The organism is Pantoea sp. SGAir0175 (assembly GCF_043547855.1).
Genome location: NZ_CP028081.1, coordinates 174,604 through 189,895, shown reverse-complemented (window position 1 = coordinate 189,895; position 15,292 = coordinate 174,604). Strand labels below are relative to the sequence as shown.

General features: G+C 59.0%; 15 protein-coding genes. 7 read left to right on the top strand and 8 right to left on the bottom strand.

All coding sequences use genetic code 11. The annotated features are described in order from the left end of the window. Positions 1 to 48: 48 nt before the first annotated feature. A complete protein-coding gene (locus C1N56_RS00880; RefSeq protein WP_021508101.1) occupies positions 49 to 498 on the bottom strand; it encodes a flagellar basal body L-ring protein FlgH in 450 nt (149 codons plus the stop codon). A 336-nt stretch (positions 499 to 834) separates the two neighbouring features. Here C1N56_RS00880 and C1N56_RS00875 point away from each other — a divergent pair, with 336 nt between their 5' ends. Then, the gene (locus tag C1N56_RS00875) at positions 835 to 1,677 is read left to right on the top strand and encodes a 23S rRNA (adenine(2030)-N(6))-methyltransferase RlmJ (protein WP_021508100.1); all 843 of its coding nucleotides are present in this window, start codon (positions 835 to 837) and stop codon (positions 1,675 to 1,677) included. A 3-nt stretch (positions 1,678 to 1,680) separates the two neighbouring features. Here C1N56_RS00875 and rnz read toward each other — a convergent pair whose 3' ends face one another. Beyond that, a complete protein-coding gene (rnz, locus tag C1N56_RS00870) occupies positions 1,681 to 2,592 on the bottom strand; it encodes a ribonuclease Z (protein ID WP_059012345.1) in 912 nt (303 codons plus the stop codon). A 130-nt stretch (positions 2,593 to 2,722) separates the two neighbouring features. Here rnz and gorA point away from each other — a divergent pair, with 130 nt between their 5' ends. From gorA to C1N56_RS00855, 3 genes are all read left to right on the top strand, one after another. Further along, the gene (gorA, locus tag C1N56_RS00865) at positions 2,723 to 4,075 is read left to right on the top strand and encodes a glutathione-disulfide reductase (protein ID WP_159378013.1); all 1,353 of its coding nucleotides are present in this window, start codon (positions 2,723 to 2,725) and stop codon (positions 4,073 to 4,075) included. 141 nt (positions 4,076 to 4,216) lie between these two features. Beyond that, positions 4,217 to 5,149, top strand: coding sequence for a nucleoside recognition domain-containing protein (locus tag C1N56_RS00860; protein WP_058775170.1), 933 nt, complete (start codon positions 4,217 to 4,219; stop codon positions 5,147 to 5,149). A 70-nt stretch (positions 5,150 to 5,219) separates the two neighbouring features. Next, positions 5,220 to 6,023, top strand: coding sequence for an acyltransferase (locus tag C1N56_RS00855; protein ID WP_394517010.1), 804 nt, complete (start codon positions 5,220 to 5,222; stop codon positions 6,021 to 6,023). Positions 6,024 to 6,118: 95 nt separating this feature from the next. On the opposite strand, the gene C1N56_RS00850 is transcribed toward C1N56_RS00855, so the two are convergent. Then, positions 6,119 to 6,940 (bottom strand): SDR family oxidoreductase, encoded by an 822-nt coding sequence (locus C1N56_RS00850; protein ID WP_394517009.1) that lies wholly within the window; start codon positions 6,938 to 6,940, stop codon positions 6,119 to 6,121. A gap of 95 nt (positions 6,941 to 7,035) precedes the next feature. Between C1N56_RS00850 and C1N56_RS00845 the strand changes: the two genes are divergently transcribed. After that, positions 7,036 to 7,938 carry a LysR substrate-binding domain-containing protein gene (locus C1N56_RS00845; RefSeq protein WP_394517008.1) on the top strand — a complete coding sequence of 301 codons (903 nt, stop codon included), beginning with the start codon at positions 7,036 to 7,038 and terminating at the stop codon, positions 7,936 to 7,938. 1 nt (position 7,939) lies between these two features. On the opposite strand, the gene C1N56_RS00840 is transcribed toward C1N56_RS00845, so the two are convergent. After that, on the bottom strand, positions 7,940 to 8,581 hold the full coding sequence (locus C1N56_RS00840; protein ID WP_021508093.1) for a hydrolase: 642 nt from the start codon (positions 8,579 to 8,581) through the stop codon (positions 7,940 to 7,942). A 253-nt stretch (positions 8,582 to 8,834) separates the two neighbouring features. Between C1N56_RS00840 and C1N56_RS00835 the strand changes: the two genes are divergently transcribed. Next, positions 8,835 to 9,752, top strand: coding sequence for a bestrophin family protein (locus tag C1N56_RS00835; RefSeq protein ID WP_031279808.1), 918 nt, complete (start codon positions 8,835 to 8,837; stop codon positions 9,750 to 9,752). Positions 9,753 to 10,129: 377 nt separating this feature from the next. Here the strand turns inward: C1N56_RS00835 and C1N56_RS00830 are convergent, their stop codons facing one another. The 4 genes from C1N56_RS00830 to C1N56_RS00815 form a co-directional block, all read right to left on the bottom strand. After that, entirely contained in the window at positions 10,130 to 11,026 is an 897-nt protein-coding gene (locus C1N56_RS00830; RefSeq protein WP_166720061.1) for an alpha/beta hydrolase, read from the bottom strand. 162 nt (positions 11,027 to 11,188) lie between these two features. After that, the gene (locus C1N56_RS00825; protein WP_021507870.1) at positions 11,189 to 11,536 is read right to left on the bottom strand and encodes a hypothetical protein; all 348 of its coding nucleotides are present in this window, start codon (positions 11,534 to 11,536) and stop codon (positions 11,189 to 11,191) included. Positions 11,537 to 11,562: 26 nt separating this feature from the next. Beyond that, positions 11,563 to 12,912 (bottom strand): cation:proton antiporter, encoded by a 1,350-nt coding sequence (locus tag C1N56_RS00820; RefSeq protein ID WP_021507871.1) that lies wholly within the window; start codon positions 12,910 to 12,912, stop codon positions 11,563 to 11,565. A gap of 53 nt (positions 12,913 to 12,965) precedes the next feature. Beyond that, entirely contained in the window at positions 12,966 to 14,174 is a 1,209-nt protein-coding gene (locus C1N56_RS00815; protein ID WP_031279767.1) for an MFS transporter, read from the bottom strand. A 93-nt stretch (positions 14,175 to 14,267) separates the two neighbouring features. Here C1N56_RS00815 and C1N56_RS00810 point away from each other — a divergent pair, with 93 nt between their 5' ends. Further along, the gene (locus C1N56_RS00810; RefSeq protein WP_059012526.1) at positions 14,268 to 15,197 is read left to right on the top strand and encodes a LysR family transcriptional regulator; all 930 of its coding nucleotides are present in this window, start codon (positions 14,268 to 14,270) and stop codon (positions 15,195 to 15,197) included. Positions 15,198 to 15,292: the final 95 nt, after the last annotated feature.

Below are 15,292 nucleotides of genomic sequence, written 5' to 3'. Positions count from 1 at the left end.
GCGAGGTTGTCGCGCTGTTAAAAAAGGGGTCGGCTTACGCCGTTATTGTTAACCGGCCTGGCGAATAATCAGCTGTGACAGACGGGTTTTAATGCGGAAGCACAGTTCACGGATCTGGAACTGATAGCGCGGCATGACTAAATCGTTAATATCCGCGCCGATCGAATCTTTAATCTGCAGATATTTGTTGGTCTGCGCGCCAATTTTCTGGAATTCCGCCTGGTAGCTGTCATAAGACGCCTGGCTGTAGAGACGCATCGCATCCAGCTCTTTACGGCACTGCTGAATGTTGCTGGCGCGATCGTCAGCGAACGAGGCAGCGGCCGGCTGAGCTGGCGCTTCGGTTACAAACGGCTGGCCGTCAGGCCGTGCAGCGGATTCAGCCATCGGCTGAGCGTCGGCGGCGGGCGGCGTTACCAGGCTATGAACAGGCTGTTGTTTCGCGCAGCCGGCCAGTGCCAGCAGGCTTGCCACCGCGATACCAGTCATTTTTTTCATTATTGTCACCAGGAGTTATTAAGGATGCTTGAAGCAAAAAATTATACGGCCATGGCCGAAAAGTTTCCTTGCCAGAGACGCATTCCTGGCATTTCGCTCGCGACCGCTTCGTTTTCGGCTACTAACTTACTTAATCTGCGGTAAAATTTCGAGAGTCGAATTATCCCTAAGTGAAATTAGTTATCTACCAGACCGGTCGCATTCCGCTAAAGCGACCCGGGCGCTGAAAACTTAAGCGGATGGTAAAACGTCAGCAATTTTTATGCGGCGCGGCTATAATCGCGCCAGACACGATCTATTCGACTTCATTGATCCAACCGCGGACCCCTCTTTTTTATGCTGAGTTATCGCCACAGTTTTCATGCCGGCAACCACGCCGACGTGCTGAAACACACCGTTGAAAGCCTGATCCTCACCGCCCTGATGGAGAAGGAGAAACCTTTCCTCTATCTGGACACCCACGCCGGTGCCGGACGTTACCAGCTGAGCGGTGAGCACGCCGAACGTACCGGCGAATATCTGGAAGGCATTGCGCGTATCTGGCAGCAGCCGGACGCACCGGCGCTGCTGAAGCCCTATCTGGCGGCGATTCGCAACCTCAACCCAACCGGCACGCTGCGCTATTACCCTGGCTCGCCGCTGATCGCCCGCCATCTGCTGCGCGACGAGGACAAGCTGCAGCTCACCGAACTGCATCCGACCGATTACCCGCTGCTGCGCAGTGAGTTCAGTAAAGATGCGCGCGCCCGAGTTGAACGCGCGGATGGCTATCAGCAGCTGAAGGCCAAACTGCCGCCACCGACCCGTCGCGGCCTGATCCTTATCGACCCGCCGTACGAAATGAAAAGCGATTATCAGGATGTGGTGAAAGGCATTCAGGAAGGTCACAAACGTTTCGCCACCGGCGTCTATGCGCTGTGGTATCCGGTGGTGTTGCGCCAGCAGATCAAGCACATGCTGAAAGATCTGGAAGCCACCGGCATCCGCAATATTCTGCAGATCGAGCTGGCAGTGCGTCCGGACAGCGATCAGCGCGGCATGACCGCGTCCGGGATGATTGTCATCAACCCGCCGTGGAAGCTGAAAGCGCAGATGGAAGAGCTACTGCCGTGGCTGCACCAGAAACTGGTGCCCGCCGGCACCGGTCACTACAGCGTGACGCAAATCGTGCCGGAATAAGCGCTACACCTCAAATATCGCAAAATCATGCGCCAGTTCGGTGGCCGGAAACACCGACTGGCACTCTGCCAGTAGCCTTTCCCGATCCTGTGACAAATAGCGCGAGCTAAAGTGCGTAGCGATCATGCGTTTTGCGCCAGCGCGCTGTGCCACGCTGGCCGCCTGCACCGTAGTGGAGTGGCCGCGCCCGTTGGCTTTTTCCGCCATCGCCGCTTCCAGCGTGGTTTCATGCACCATCACATCGGCGTTCGCCGCCAGCTGCAACGCCACCTCGGTGGGGCCGGTATCGCCGAAGATCGCCAGCACTTTGCCTTTGGTGGCCGGGCCAAGATAGTCGGCGCCGTTGATCTCGCGGCCATCTTCCAGCGTGATGCGTTTGCCCTGTTTCAGATCCTGATACCACGGGCCGCGCGGCACGCCTTCCGCCTTCAGGCGCGGTGCGTCAAGGAAGCCCGGCTTATCATGCTGTTCGATGCGGTAGCCATAGCACTCGACCACGTGGTTTAGCGCATAAGCAGTGACGCGAAACTCACCGTTATCCAGCACCGGACCGGCTTCGATCTCGACAATCTCCAGCGGATAGCCGGTATAAGAGCCACTCAGGCTGAGCGCAGTGTCGACAAACTGGCGCAATCCTTTCGGACCGTACAGCGTCATCGGCTCGGTCAGGCCCGCCATCGAACGGCTGGTGAGCAGACCCGGCAGGCCAAAGATGTGATCGCCATGCAAATGGGTAATAAAGATTTTTTCCAGCTTGCCGGGCTTAAGCGCCGATCGCATAAACTGATGCTGCGTCGCTTCACCACAGTCGAACAGCCAGGTCTCGCCGCGCTTCGACAGCGTCAGCGCAATGGCGGTGACGTTGCGCTGCAGGCTGGGCGCGCCCGCGCCGGTACCAAGAAATGTCAGGTGCATGATAAGTTCCTTTGAGCCAACCCCTTGCCGGCATTCAACCCTATTACATACATAGGTGCAAACTTTGCGCCGGTAACTGAAGCGGCGTTACACTCTATGCCAGTTTTCCTCCAACAGATGGACACAACGGATGACCAGACATTTTGATTACCTCGCCATTGGCGGCGGCAGCGGCGGTATCGCCTCCATTAACCGTGCGGCGATGTATGGCCAGAAGTGCGCGCTGATCGAAGCGAAAGAGCTGGGCGGCACCTGCGTCAACGTCGGCTGTGTACCGAAGAAAGTGATGTGGCACGCCGCGCAGATCGCCGAAGCGATTCACCTGTACGGTCCGGATTACGGCTTTGATACCACCGTTAATCGCTTTGACTGGTCAACGCTGGTGAAAAACCGCAGCGCCTACATCGACCGTATCCACACCTCGTACGACAACGTGCTGGGTAAAAACCAGGTAGAAGTGATCAAAGGGTTCGCGCGCTTTGTCGATGCCCACACGGTGGAAGTGAACGGCGAGACCATTACTGCCGACCATATCCTGATCGCCACCGGCGGTCGTCCCAGCCATCCACAGGTGCCGGGCGCAGAGTACGGCATCGATTCCGACGGCTTCTTTGAGCTGGAGGCGCTGCCAAAACGCGTTGCGGTGGTAGGCGCAGGCTATATTGCGGTAGAGCTGGCCGGCGTGGTGAATGCGCTGGGCGCAGAAACTCACCTGTTTGTGCGTCAGCATGCGCCGCTGCGCAGCTTCGACCCGCTGATTGTTGAGACGCTGGTAGAAGTGATGCAGGCGGAAGGTCCGACGCTGCACACCGAATCGATCCCGAAAGCGGTGATCAGGAATGCTGACGGCAGCCTGACGCTGCAGCTGGAAAACGGCCAGCAGCAGACGGTGGATTGCCTGGTATGGGCAATTGGCCGCGAGCCCGCCACCGATAACCTCAACCTGACGGTGACCGGTGTGGCGCTGAATGACAAAGGCTACATTCAGGTCGACAAGTTCCAGAACACTAACGTCAAAGGCATCTATGCGGTGGGTGATAACACCGGTGCGGTCGAGCTGACGCCGGTGGCCGTGGCGGCAGGCCGTCGCCTGTCCGAACGCCTGTTTAATAACAAGCCGGACGAGCATCTCGACTACAGCAACGTTCCCACCGTGGTGTTCAGCCATCCGCCGATTGGCACCGTCGGTCTGACCGAACCGCAGGCGCGTGAGCAGTATGGCGACGACCAGGTAAAAGTGTACAAATCGTCGTTCACCGCCATGTATACCGCGGTGACCCAGCACCGTCAGCCGTGCCGCATGAAGCTGGTATGCGTGGGGCCGGAAGAGAAGATTGTGGGTATTCACGGTATCGGCAACGGCATGGATGAGATGCTGCAGGGCTTTGCGGTGGCGCTGAAGATGGGCGCCACCAAAAAAGACTTCGACAACACCGTGGCGATTCACCCGACGGCGGCGGAAGAGTTCGTCACCATGCGCTAACACCGCCTCCGCGCCATCATCGCAGCCCCCGCCTGGGGGCTTTTTTGTTTGCTGACTACTCAACAGCGCGCATACCCGCTATGATTTTTGCTTTGCTGGCCCGGCGGCCAGCGTTTTGCGGTAACGGGACGACGTCAGCACGTGAATATCATCAGCATAATTATGGAGTCGGGCAAAGCTGCGGTCGACGTCGCGCTTTACACCCTGATTCCCATCATGGTGGTGATGCTATTCATCATGAAATACCTCGAAGTGAAAGGCGTGCTGGATTTTGTCGTGCGCCACGCCACGCCGTTACTGAAGCCGCTGGGGATTACCGGCCTGGCGCTGTTCGCACTCATCCAGTTAAATTTTGTCAGTTTTGCCGCACCGCTCGCCGCGCTGGCGATCATGGAGAAGCGCGGCACGTCAGACCGCCACATGGCAGCCACGCTGGCGATGCTGTTTGCGATGGGCCAGGCCAACGCCTTTTATCCGCTGATTCCTGACGGGCTCAACTGGAGCGCCGCGCTGCTGTTCTCCATCAGCGGCGGCGTGCTGGCGGCCGCCTCAACCTATCATTTTTTTGCCCGCAAACTTTCCGACGTCGCGCTGCGCGATGAAGACCAGGGCGTGGAGAACAGCGACACGAAGCCGGGACTGATCGCCATCATCAACACCTCGGGTGCCGACGCCATTCGCCTCGCGCTCGGTTCGCTGCCGATGCTGATCCTTTCCTTGTCGGTAGTGGGCATCCTGAAGAGTGCCGGCGCCATTGAGCTGCTGACGCAGCTGCTGGCACCGCTGTTACACAAACTGCATATCGCCGAGGTGTATGTGCTGCCTGCGCTGACCAAATGCCTGGCCGGCGGTACCGCCTATTACGGCGTGGTTGCCGGACTGGTCGAACAGGGGCAGTACAGTGCGCACAACATCAACGCCTCGGCAGGCCTGCTGATTCAGACCTTCGACCTGCCCGGCATCGGCATTTTCCTCGGGCTCTCCAGCCGTTTTCCGCGCCTGTTCCGCTTCGCCGTGCCCGGCATTTTGCTCGGCATTGCGCTGCGCGCCACGGCGCACAGCCTGCTGTTCTGATGCCCAACGCTTAATATTGACGTGATTCAGGCCGCTTTGAAAGCGGCCATCCCGACTCACGTAGCGAAAAATGACAATATTACATCCAGAGCAGCTCAGGCTTATTGAAGGTAACAAATTTCTCGGTAAAGAACCGACACTCATCAATAGCCAGATTAATTTTCATGGTAAGAACAATATTCTGATATGTGAGGAGGGCGTAGTCCTGCAGGATTCCGTAGTGGATTTTCGGGCGGATAATTCAATCATTTATTTGAGCCAAAGTGCGATACCCTACATCGTTAAAATAATTGCATTCTCAAATTCGGTCTGCTTCATCGGCAGACATAATTACTTCAATGAAAAGTTAACGCTGATTCTCTCAGAAGAAAAAAATATCATCATTGGCAATCATTGTTGTCTCTCCTTTGGTATCTGGATGCGAACCGCCGATCCTCATCTGATATATAACATTGCGGATAATCAGCGCATCAATCATTCCCGTAGCATTTATATCGGCGATCACGTGTGGATCGGACAAAACGCGATGATTTTGAAAGGTTCCTCGATCCACTCCGGCAGCGTAATTGGTGCCATGAGTCTGGTGGCGGGGAAAACGATACACTCCAATAGCTGCTGGGGCGGGAACCCAGTGAGAATGCTTAAAGAGAATATTGCCTGGTGCGGAGAAAGCGTTCATCACTGGACAGAAGCGACAACGCGTGCCTGGAACATGTGCGATACCGAACCAATGCAGTTTAACCATGACGACCATGTATTAAATATTGCGGTGATTGAACAGGGGTTTAAAAATGCCCGCAATGTTGTTGATAAATGCCAATATCTATTGAAGCATATCGTTAAAAACGAAAATAAAAATCGTTTTTATGGTTAAGGTAAATAAAAGAGACAACGATGTCAGCCAGTCCGTGTTAACCAGCCGCAGACCGCCATTAATAACGGTCTGCGCAACCAGGTTACACGGCAAAGTTACGCATCCGCGCCAAACGCCAGCGCTTTCTGCGCGCGCAACTCTGCCAGCCGGGCTTCCAGCGCGGCTTCGATGTGCTGATAGGCCGTGCTGCCGAGCGCCAGCCGCAGCGGCATCGTTTCCTGATCCAGCGTCGCCAGCGTGGCCGTCACGCATTTTCCGGCATCACCCAATATAGCAAAGTCACCCGCTTCAATCGCCCGACGCAACTGACCGGATGCGTTGTCACGATAGGCGTCGAGCGGCGCGGCGATATCCAGCCCGCTGGCGAAGTTGGTGACGGTCGGGCCCGGCTCCACCAGCAGCAGCTCGATGCCAAAGCTGGCGACTTCCTGGCGCACCGCTTCGACAAAACCTTCAATGCCCCATTTGCTGGCGTGATACAGGCTGAAATTGGGATACGCCACCTGGCCGCCCTCGGACGAGATCTGCGCAATGCGGCCCCCGCCCTGCTGGCGCAAATGCGGGATGACGGCGCGAATCAGCTGGATCGATCCGGTGAGATTGGTGGCGATCTGGCGTGCAATCTGCGCGTCGCTGAGCTCTTCCGCCGCGCCAAACAGACCGTAAGCGGCGTTGCTTACCACCACATCAATACGCCCGACGCGGGCAAAGGCGGTGGCGATGGCCGGTGCAATACTGGCCGTTTCGGCCAGATCCAGCCGCATCACCAGCAGACGATCGCCATATTGCTGCTGCAAATCTTCCAGCGCCTGCTCGCGGCGCACCGTTGCCACCACGCGATCGCCGCGCTCAAGTAAACGTTCACTCATCAGTCGGCCCAGCCCGCTGCTGGCACCAGTAATTAACCAGGTTTTCATTTTGCACTCCTCATGTTGAAAACCTGATGATAGATCGCTTTACTGGTGGTCATAATCTCCCCAATCGCACATGACCTGGTGAGGAAATACCACCAATGAAACGCCCTTCCTGGCACGAACTGCAGGCGATCAAAACGCTGGGCGAGCAGCGCAGCTTTCGGCGCGCCGCCGAGCTGCTTGGCCTGAAGCGCTCTTCGCTCAGCCACCTGGTGAAAACGCTGGAGCACAACCTCGGCGTGCAGCTGTTTCAGCGCACCACACGCAGCGTGTCGCTGACCGACGCCGGTGAGCAGCTATTACAGCGTCTCGCGCCGCTGCTCAATCAGATGGATGAGGTGCTGCACGAGGTCAGCCTGAGCCGCCAGCAGCAGTACGGTACGCTGCGCATCAGCGCCAGCGATGTGGTGATTGGCCTGCTGCTGGATCAGGTAGTGCCCGGGTTCAGCGCGCGCTACCCCGGCATCCAGCTTGATTTCTCCGCCCAGGGCGCGCTGGTGGATATCACCGCCGCCGGGTTTGATGCCGGCATCCGGCTGATTGAGGATGTGCCGCAGGATATGGTGGCTATTGCGCTCGGCGGCCCGCTGACCTTCGTTACCGTGGCCTCGCCCGACTATCTGGCGGTGCACGCGCCGGTGCGTCAGCCGCAGGATTTACTGCAGCAGCAGTGTATTCGTCATCGCCTGCCCGGGGGCAAACGCTATCGCTGGGAGTATCAGCGAGCGGAAGAAAGCCTGGAGATTGACGTGCCGGGTACGCTGACGTTAGACAATAACGCGCTGATGGCGCGCGCGGCCATCAACGGTTCAGGGATTGCGTTCGTGCCCTCACTGTACGTTAGCGAGGCACTGCAGCAGGGGAAATTAGTGGAGCTGCTGGCCGACTGGCGCATTCAGTCGGCGGGAATCGCGCTGTGGTTCCCGCCGAACCGGCATCAGTCGATGGCGCTGCGGCTGTTTATCGACGCATTGAAAACCCGCCTGCCGCACCACCGCTGAATCAGCCCTGACGCTGCGGCGCTTTGTGCACCATGGTGTAGGCGTAGTCGACGCCCATGCCGTAAGCACCGCTGTGCTCACGCACCAGATCCATCACCGCATCGTAGGTCTCTTTGCGTGACCAGTCGCGCTGGTACTCCAGCAGCACCTGCTGCCAGGTCACCGGCACCGCACCCGCCTGCACCATGCGCTGTACGGAACGTTCGTGCGCATCAACACTGGTGCCGCCGGAGGTATCGGTCACCACATACACTTCGTAACCGGCTTTCAGCGCCATCAGAGCCGGGAAAGTCAGGCACACTTCGGTCCACAGCGCCGAGATGATCAGTTTTTTGCGGCCGGTTTTCTCTACCGCCTCGACAAATTTCGCGTCTTCCCAGGAATTCATGGAGGTGCGCTCAATCGGCTTCGATTCCGGGTGCACCGCCAGCAGTTCTGGCCAGATGTAGCCGCTGAAGCTTTCCGTTTCTACCGAGGTGTAAATCACCGGCACGTCGAAAATTTTCCCCGCTTTCGCCAGGGCGACGGTGTTATTTTTGAGCTGCTGGCGGTCAATATTGGCGACACCAAACGCCATCTGTGGCTGATGGTCGATGAAGATCAGGGTTGAGTTCTGTGGGTCAAGCAGGTCGAGTTTAGACATGATAGTTTCCTCTAAAGTGGTTTTAAATTTGTGTGTTGTGCTGCTGGAATAAACTTTAGAGAAAGCGCGGACAAAGAGATAACGCAAAGAATTTTACAACTTGTTAAAAGCGTTTTTAGAAGATTGATTTAAATAGATTAATTAGCCAAAGCGCAGCGTTTTTGCTGGTAAAACAGCGGCTCACCGGCGTTGATTCTGCGCCTGCGACGGGCGTAATCTGTGGCGACAAAATCATAAAAAACACCATCGCAAAATGATCGTACGTCCTCATCAACACTGGTTTCTCCGGTTGTTTGACTGGCACGGCTCAGTGCTGTCTCGCATTGCGTTCCGCCTGTCGCTTAACCTGCTGATGTCAGTGATCGCCATTCTGGGTTATCCCTGGTATTCCACGCTCGGCATTCACCTGACCACCGCACCGTTCAGCCTGATTGGCGTGTCGATCGCCATCTTTCTTGGCTTTCGCAATAATGCCAGCTACGCGCGCTTTATCGAGGCGCGCACGCTGTGGGGCAATATGCACATTACTCAGCGCTCGCTGCTGCGCCAGGTGAAAACGCTGCGCGGACTGCGTGCGGAACAGGTGCAGGAGTTTATCGGGCTGCAGCTGGCATTTAGCTGGAGCCTGAAACACCGGCTGCGTAAAACCGATGCGCAAGCCGATCTGCAGCGGCTGTTGCCGCCCGCGTGGCACGCCGCGGTGCTCGGCCATCCGATGCCGACCTCGCAAATCATGTTATGCATGGGCGAATGGCTGGCGCAGCGGCGTGATGAGGGATTAGTGACGGATATCGTCTGGCAGAGTATTGATGACAACCTCAACCATCTGTCGGCGTATCTGGGTGGCTGCGACCGGCTGGCCAGCACACCGATTCCCTTCGCCTACAGCCTGATTCTGCACCGCACGGTGTATTTGTTCTGCACCCTGCTGCCGTTCGCACTGGTGGCGGATTTGCACCTGATGACGCCGCTGGTGTCGGTGTTTATTTCGTACACCTTTTTGTCGCTGGAGTCGCTGGCGGAGGAGCTGGAAGATCCGTTCGGCACCGCGCCCAATCACCTGCCGCTGGACGCGCTGTGCGTGAATATCGAACGCAATCTGAAAGCGATGAACAACGATTTCCCGCTGCCGGCAGCGAGCCAGCCGGACCGGTATTTTAATCTGACGTGAACCAGGTGCGCATGAATGCGCACCCTACAAAACAGCGCATCATGCTGCTGCAAGGGCGCCATTCATGGCGACCAAAAAACGGTGACCTGGCGAGCATCCAGGTGCGCATGAATGCGCACCCTACAAAACAGCGCGCCACACTGCTGTAGGGGCGCCATTCATGGCGACCAAAAAACTGTGACCTGGCGAGCATCCAGGTGCGCATGAATGCGCCCCCTACAAAATAGCGCATCATACTGCTGCAGGGGCGCCATTCATGGCGACCCAAAAAACGGTGACCTGGCGAATATCCAGGTGCGCATGAATGCGCACCCTATAAAACAGCGCGTCACGCTGCTGTAGGGTCGCCATTCATGGCGACCGCAGCCCATCACACCTTATCCCAGCTTATCCAGCCAGCGGACATACGCCTGGTCCCACAGCGCGGCGGGGGTGCCGGCTTTACCGAGGCCAAAGCCGTGGCCGCCGCTGCTCAGTTCAATCAGCTCAACCGGCACGCGCATACGGCGGCAGGCGTCGCGCATCAGCTCGGTGTTATGAGGGTTGGAGGTATGATCGTCCTCCGCCTGCGCCAGAAAGGTTGGCGGGTAGGCGCGGGTGACGTAATTTTGCACTGACCAGTTGGCTTCCTGGGTCGGCGTGGCGTCATTGCCCACGATCATCTGGTGAGTACGGGTGTGCTGATACGGTGCTTCAAGGGTGATAACCGGGTAAATCAGCCCGACGCTGTCCGCGGATGGCCGGATGTCATCCAGCGAATCCTGCGGTGAATAGGTGACGAAGTCAGGCCGCGCTGCCGCCATGCCGAGCAGATGGCCGCCGGCCGAAAAGCCCAGCAGGTGCACCTTGTTTTCCATCGCGCGCACCATGCGAATCGCGCGCTGCGCATCCTGCAGCGGCGCCATTCTGCCGGCCTGCCACTTTTCACCCGGCAGTCGGTAGCTGAGCACGTAGGCGGTATACCCGTTGGCATTAAGCCAGCGCGCGACCGGCCAGGCTTCGCGCCCCATGCCGATAAAACGGTAGCCACCACCAGCCGCAACGATCACCGCTTCGCCGTTGGGATTCTCCGGACGAAAGCGCTGAATGGCGGGAGAAACGATATTGGTCCACGAACCGTTAGCGCTGACTTTCAGCAGGCCAGACGGACCGCCGCCACCCGGTGGGTCGTCCGGCCAGAGCGGAATAATGTCATCCCGGGCAAACAGTTTGCCCGCCGTCATGGAGAGTACGGTTGCTCCGCTAGCCAACAGAAAACGACGCCGTGTAATCATCTTGCCCAGTAGCCGGTATGGAAAATGCGCCAGCCCGGAGGCTGGCGTCTCATTATGTGATGCAGGTCCTGTTTCAATCTGGCGATAATGTACGCATTTCGTACAAAAAAGCCATAAAAAAACGCGCCAGAAAAGGCGCGTATTCACGAAGAGAAGGGAAAATTAATCCTGCTGCTGGAATTGAGTCATCACCGTCTGCTCGCACTGCTGCTGATCGTGACGCAGCTTCGCCCGCTCTTCTTCACCCAGCTCCAGCCAGCCGTTGACCACTTCCTGCGCGGTTTCCTCATTGAAGGAGGGCTTGTTCATGGCCGACGGTGACTGGCTGGCCGCCAGCTGAGACTTCATTTTCTCAGTGTAGCTCTGCATGTCACCGGTTTTCTGCTCCCCGCTAACAATGTGGCACAGCTGGCTGGCGTAGATATTCTCCTGCGCGTCGGCATCCGTATCATCCGCCAGCGCGCTGGCAGACAGCGACAGCCCTACCAGGGCGATAAGCAATGCTTTCATAATAAGCTCCCGTTATTTCCAGAAAATCACGTTTCATCTTGCTGCGTGCGTGCCGCCTGCCGGGCAGCACGCCAGTTCAGTAGCGGCGTCACCGTGATGCCGTGCAGCACAATGCTGCACACCACCAGCGTCAGCGCCATGTCCATCATCTGTTCCGCCTGCGGGCCCTGCAGGCCATGCACCCAGGCATAAGCAATATAATTGATACTGCCGATGCCGCGAATCCCCAGCCAGCCAATCAGCATCCGCCGCATAAACGGCATCTCGCAGCGCCAGGTGGTCAGCCATACCGCCAGCGGTCGCACCACCACAAACAGCAGCAGCGCCAGGCCGATGCCGGTGAGATTCCAGTGATGCGCCAGCGTAATACCCAGCACCACCATCATCGCTGCCGCCAGCAGGCGTTCGATAGTATCACCAAACGACAGCGCATCGCCGACCACCAGGCCGACCGATTTCACCGGGCTGCCGCCCCCCTGTTTCAGACGCTGGTTAGGATTGACCAGCACCTCTGCCGGCAGGTAGCGCTTCTCTTCCGGTAAATCTTCCAGTGGAAAGCGTTTAGTCACGCGCAGCTCGGCGCGGCGTAGGCCGACGCCTGCCGCAAAGGTGGCAAGGAAGCCAGACGCATCCACCGACTGCGCCGCCGCGTAGCTCAGGGCGATCAGTGCCAGCGCGAGGAAATCATTGGGGGCTACGTCGTGATGCGCGCTGCGCAGATGGGTCGCCAGCTGGCCGATCAGCCGTCCGAGCAGGTAACCAATCGCCAGCCCGCCGCCAATCGCCCACACCACATCGCGCGCTGCCCAGCCGCCCAGCAGCTCCAGACTGAAGGCGCCCGGATGCATCAGCAGCAGCGCCAGCATCAGCAGCGGCAGCGCTGAACCGTCGTTCATGCCGGCCTCGCTGGAGAGCGCCACGCGCAGAGCATCGTCATCGCGCGCATCGTTAACAGAGATCAGGCTGGCAAGCACCGGGTCGGTCGGGGCAACAATGGCACCAAACGCCAGCGACAGCGGCCAGCCAAAGCCGGTAATCCAGTGAATCAGGCAGGCCATGCCGCCGACGGTCAGCAGCATCGCCGGGAATGCCAGCCGCAGCCCGACGCGCCACGCGTGCGCGCTCATCGGCAGACGCAGTTTGAGCCCGGTGATAAACAGCGAGGCGGCCATGGTGATTTCGGTGATATGGGCGGCGAGCTCGGCGTGGCCGATAATGTCGATTTGCAGCAGATTAAGCATCCACGGGCCGCACAGAATGCCCGCGAACAGGTAGAGACCAAACGACGTCACCGGCCCCCGGTGAATCCAGCCAGAAGCCAGTGACATCAAAAGTAGCAGACCGCCAGTGAGGGCGGTCCAGGCCAGGAAGTTCATAACGCTCCGTTTTTAAATAACATTCTCCTTTAAGCCTGGCACAGGATCGTGAATTAGTTTTGCAGATGGCGACTGGCGAGGCGAATCAGCAGCGCAAGCACAGCGGCAGCCGTCGCAAGGCTGACCACGCCATTCCAGCCGAAATGGGCCAGCGCCAGGCTGCCGAGCGCCGCGCCGGTCGCCATACCGATAAACACCACGGTGAACATCAGCGCATTGAGGCGGCTGCGCGCTTCCGGCGCCAGGCTGTAGACCAGCGTCTGATGCGCCACCAGCGTGGCCTGCACGCCAAGGTCAAAGCCGATGGTGCTGAGGATAATCAGGCCAAGCTGCGCCGGCACCGGCAGTACCGGCAGCAGGAACATCAGGGCAAACGACACCATCACCAGCGTGGCGCCATACTGGGTGACACGCGCCGGGCCGATGCGGTCGGCAAAACTGCCCGCCAGCGGCGCGGCCAGCGCCCCGGCGGCACCGGCCAGACCGAAGGCCCCTGCCACGGCGCTGTCGAGATGGAAGCGATCGCTCAGCATCAGCGCCAGGGTAGACCAGAAGGCGCTGAAACTTACCGACAGCAGGCCCTGCGCCAGCGCCGCGCGGCGCAGCGTCTGGTGATGCTGCCACAGATGCGCCAGCGACAGCAGCAGACGCGGATAGCTCACCGTGGTGCCCGGCGTAAAGCGCGGCAGCGCGCGCCACAGCGCCAGACTACTCAGCAGCACCGCCGCCGCCGCCATCATGTACATGGTGCGCCAGCCCAGATACTCGGCCACCACGCCGCTCACCACGCGCGACAGCAGAATGCCGACCAGCAGCCCGGTCATCACCGTGCCGACGGTTTTGCCACGGCTGCGCTCCGGTGCCAGCGCCGCTGACGCCGGCACAATGTCCTGCGCCACGGTAGCGGTTAATCCGGTAACAAAGCTGGCGATCAGCAACGCATTGATGCCGCCGGAAAAACCGCACAGCAGCAGCGCGGCGACCAGCAGTAAGCCTTTAACCAGAATGATGGTGCGACGATCGTGGCGGTCACCGAGCGGGGCCAGCAGCAGAATCCCCAGCGCGTAACCGGCCTGGGTCAGCATCGGCACCATACCGACGCTGCCAATGCCCACATTGAACTGTTTACTGATGATATCCAGCATCGGCTGGCTGTAGTAAATCGATGCCACGCTGAGACCGGCACCGGCCGCCAGCGTAAACACCAGCGGCGCCGGCAGCTTTTCAGCAGGCATGGCAGAAGATTGAGACATGGCAGACATAGTGGTTTTCCCCCGTGATGATGCGCTTATTAAAGCGCGTTGCGGCCATACGCGGTAGACTGCTATGACACAGAACTGTTATGCAGGTTACGTATGAGCACATTCACCAGCGTTGACCGCATCGAACTGATGCAGACGTTTATCCGCATTGTTGAAAGCGGCTCGCTGTCGGCGGCCGCGGCGCAGCTCGGCACCACTCAGCCCACCGTAAGTCGCCGTCTGCAGGCGCTGGAACAGCGGCTCGGCCTGAAACTGATTTTACGTACCACCCATGCGCTGAAACTCACCGATGACGGAGAGCGCTGCTACGCCCAGGCGCGGCAGCTGGTGGCGACCTGGCACGCGCTGGAAGATGAGTTAACCGGCGCGAATGACGACCCGATCGGCACGCTGCGCGTGCGTGCGCCGCATGCGTTTGGTCAGGATCAGTTGATTGCGCCGCTGATGGATTATCTGCAGCGCTATCCGCGCCTGGCAGTGGAGTGGATGCTCAACGACCGCACGCCGGACTTTGTCAGTGAAAACGTTGACTGCGCCATTCAGGTCGGCGCGCCCACCGATCCGTCGGTGGTGGCGGTGCTGCTGGCGGAAGTGCCGCGCTTTGTCGTCGCGGCACCGGCGCTGCTGGCGGCTCATGCGCCGGTGAAAGAGGTTACCCAGCTGACGCAGCTGCCGTGGCTGGCGCTGACCAGTTTTTATCGTAACGAAATTGCGCTGCAGCGTCTCAGCGACGGCCAGCCGATCAACCTGGCGATTGCCCCGCGCCTCGCCAGCGATAGCCTGTACGCGGTGCGCAAAGCCGCGCTGGCGGGCATGGGCGCCGCGATTGTGTCGTCATGGGTGGTGCAGGAGGATTTAGCCAGCGGCGCGCTGGTGCAGCTGGTGCCCGACTGGCAGGCGCCGCCGCTGCCGGTGTGGCTGACCTACCCGTGGGCCAGTTATTATCCGGCCCGCCTGCAGCATTTTTTCGCGATGATCAGGGACGTGATGCCGCAGCTGACCGGCACGCAGCCGGTGCGGTAAGGGGCCAGGTCGCCATTCGGGTTTTTTGTAGGGTGCGCATTCATGCGCACCTGGTGCAACTGGTGCAACTGGCCAGGTCGCCATGAATGGCGACC

Coding starts and splice junctions, on each gene's coding strand:
- rnz (WP_059012345.1), bottom strand. CDS start 2,592: ATGCACCTGACATTTCTTGGTACCGGCGCGGGCGCGCCCAGCCTGCAG.
- C1N56_RS00830 (WP_166720061.1), bottom strand. CDS start 11,026: ATGATTACACGGCGTCGTTTTCTGTTGGCTAGCGGAGCAACCGTACTC.
- C1N56_RS00815 (WP_031279767.1), bottom strand. CDS start 14,174: ATGTCTGCCATGTCTCAATCTTCTGCCATGCCTGCTGAAAAGCTGCCG.
- C1N56_RS00825 (WP_021507870.1), bottom strand. CDS start 11,536: ATGAAAGCATTGCTTATCGCCCTGGTAGGGCTGTCGCTGTCTGCCAGC.
- C1N56_RS00875 (WP_021508100.1), top strand. CDS start 835: ATGCTGAGTTATCGCCACAGTTTTCATGCCGGCAACCACGCCGACGTG.
- C1N56_RS00845 (WP_394517008.1), top strand. CDS start 7,036: ATGAAACGCCCTTCCTGGCACGAACTGCAGGCGATCAAAACGCTGGGC.
- C1N56_RS00835 (WP_031279808.1), top strand. CDS start 8,835: ATGATCGTACGTCCTCATCAACACTGGTTTCTCCGGTTGTTTGACTGG.
- C1N56_RS00810 (WP_059012526.1), top strand. CDS start 14,268: ATGAGCACATTCACCAGCGTTGACCGCATCGAACTGATGCAGACGTTT.
- gorA (WP_159378013.1), top strand. CDS start 2,723: ATGACCAGACATTTTGATTACCTCGCCATTGGCGGCGGCAGCGGCGGT.
- C1N56_RS00880 (WP_021508101.1), bottom strand. CDS start 498: ATGAAAAAAATGACTGGTATCGCGGTGGCAAGCCTGCTGGCACTGGCC.
- C1N56_RS00840 (WP_021508093.1), bottom strand. CDS start 8,581: ATGTCTAAACTCGACCTGCTTGACCCACAGAACTCAACCCTGATCTTC.
- C1N56_RS00850 (WP_394517009.1), bottom strand. CDS start 6,940: ATGAAAACCTGGTTAATTACTGGTGCCAGCAGCGGGCTGGGCCGACTG.
- C1N56_RS00855 (WP_394517010.1), top strand. CDS start 5,220: ATGACAATATTACATCCAGAGCAGCTCAGGCTTATTGAAGGTAACAAA.
- C1N56_RS00820 (WP_021507871.1), bottom strand. CDS start 12,912: ATGAACTTCCTGGCCTGGACCGCCCTCACTGGCGGTCTGCTACTTTTG.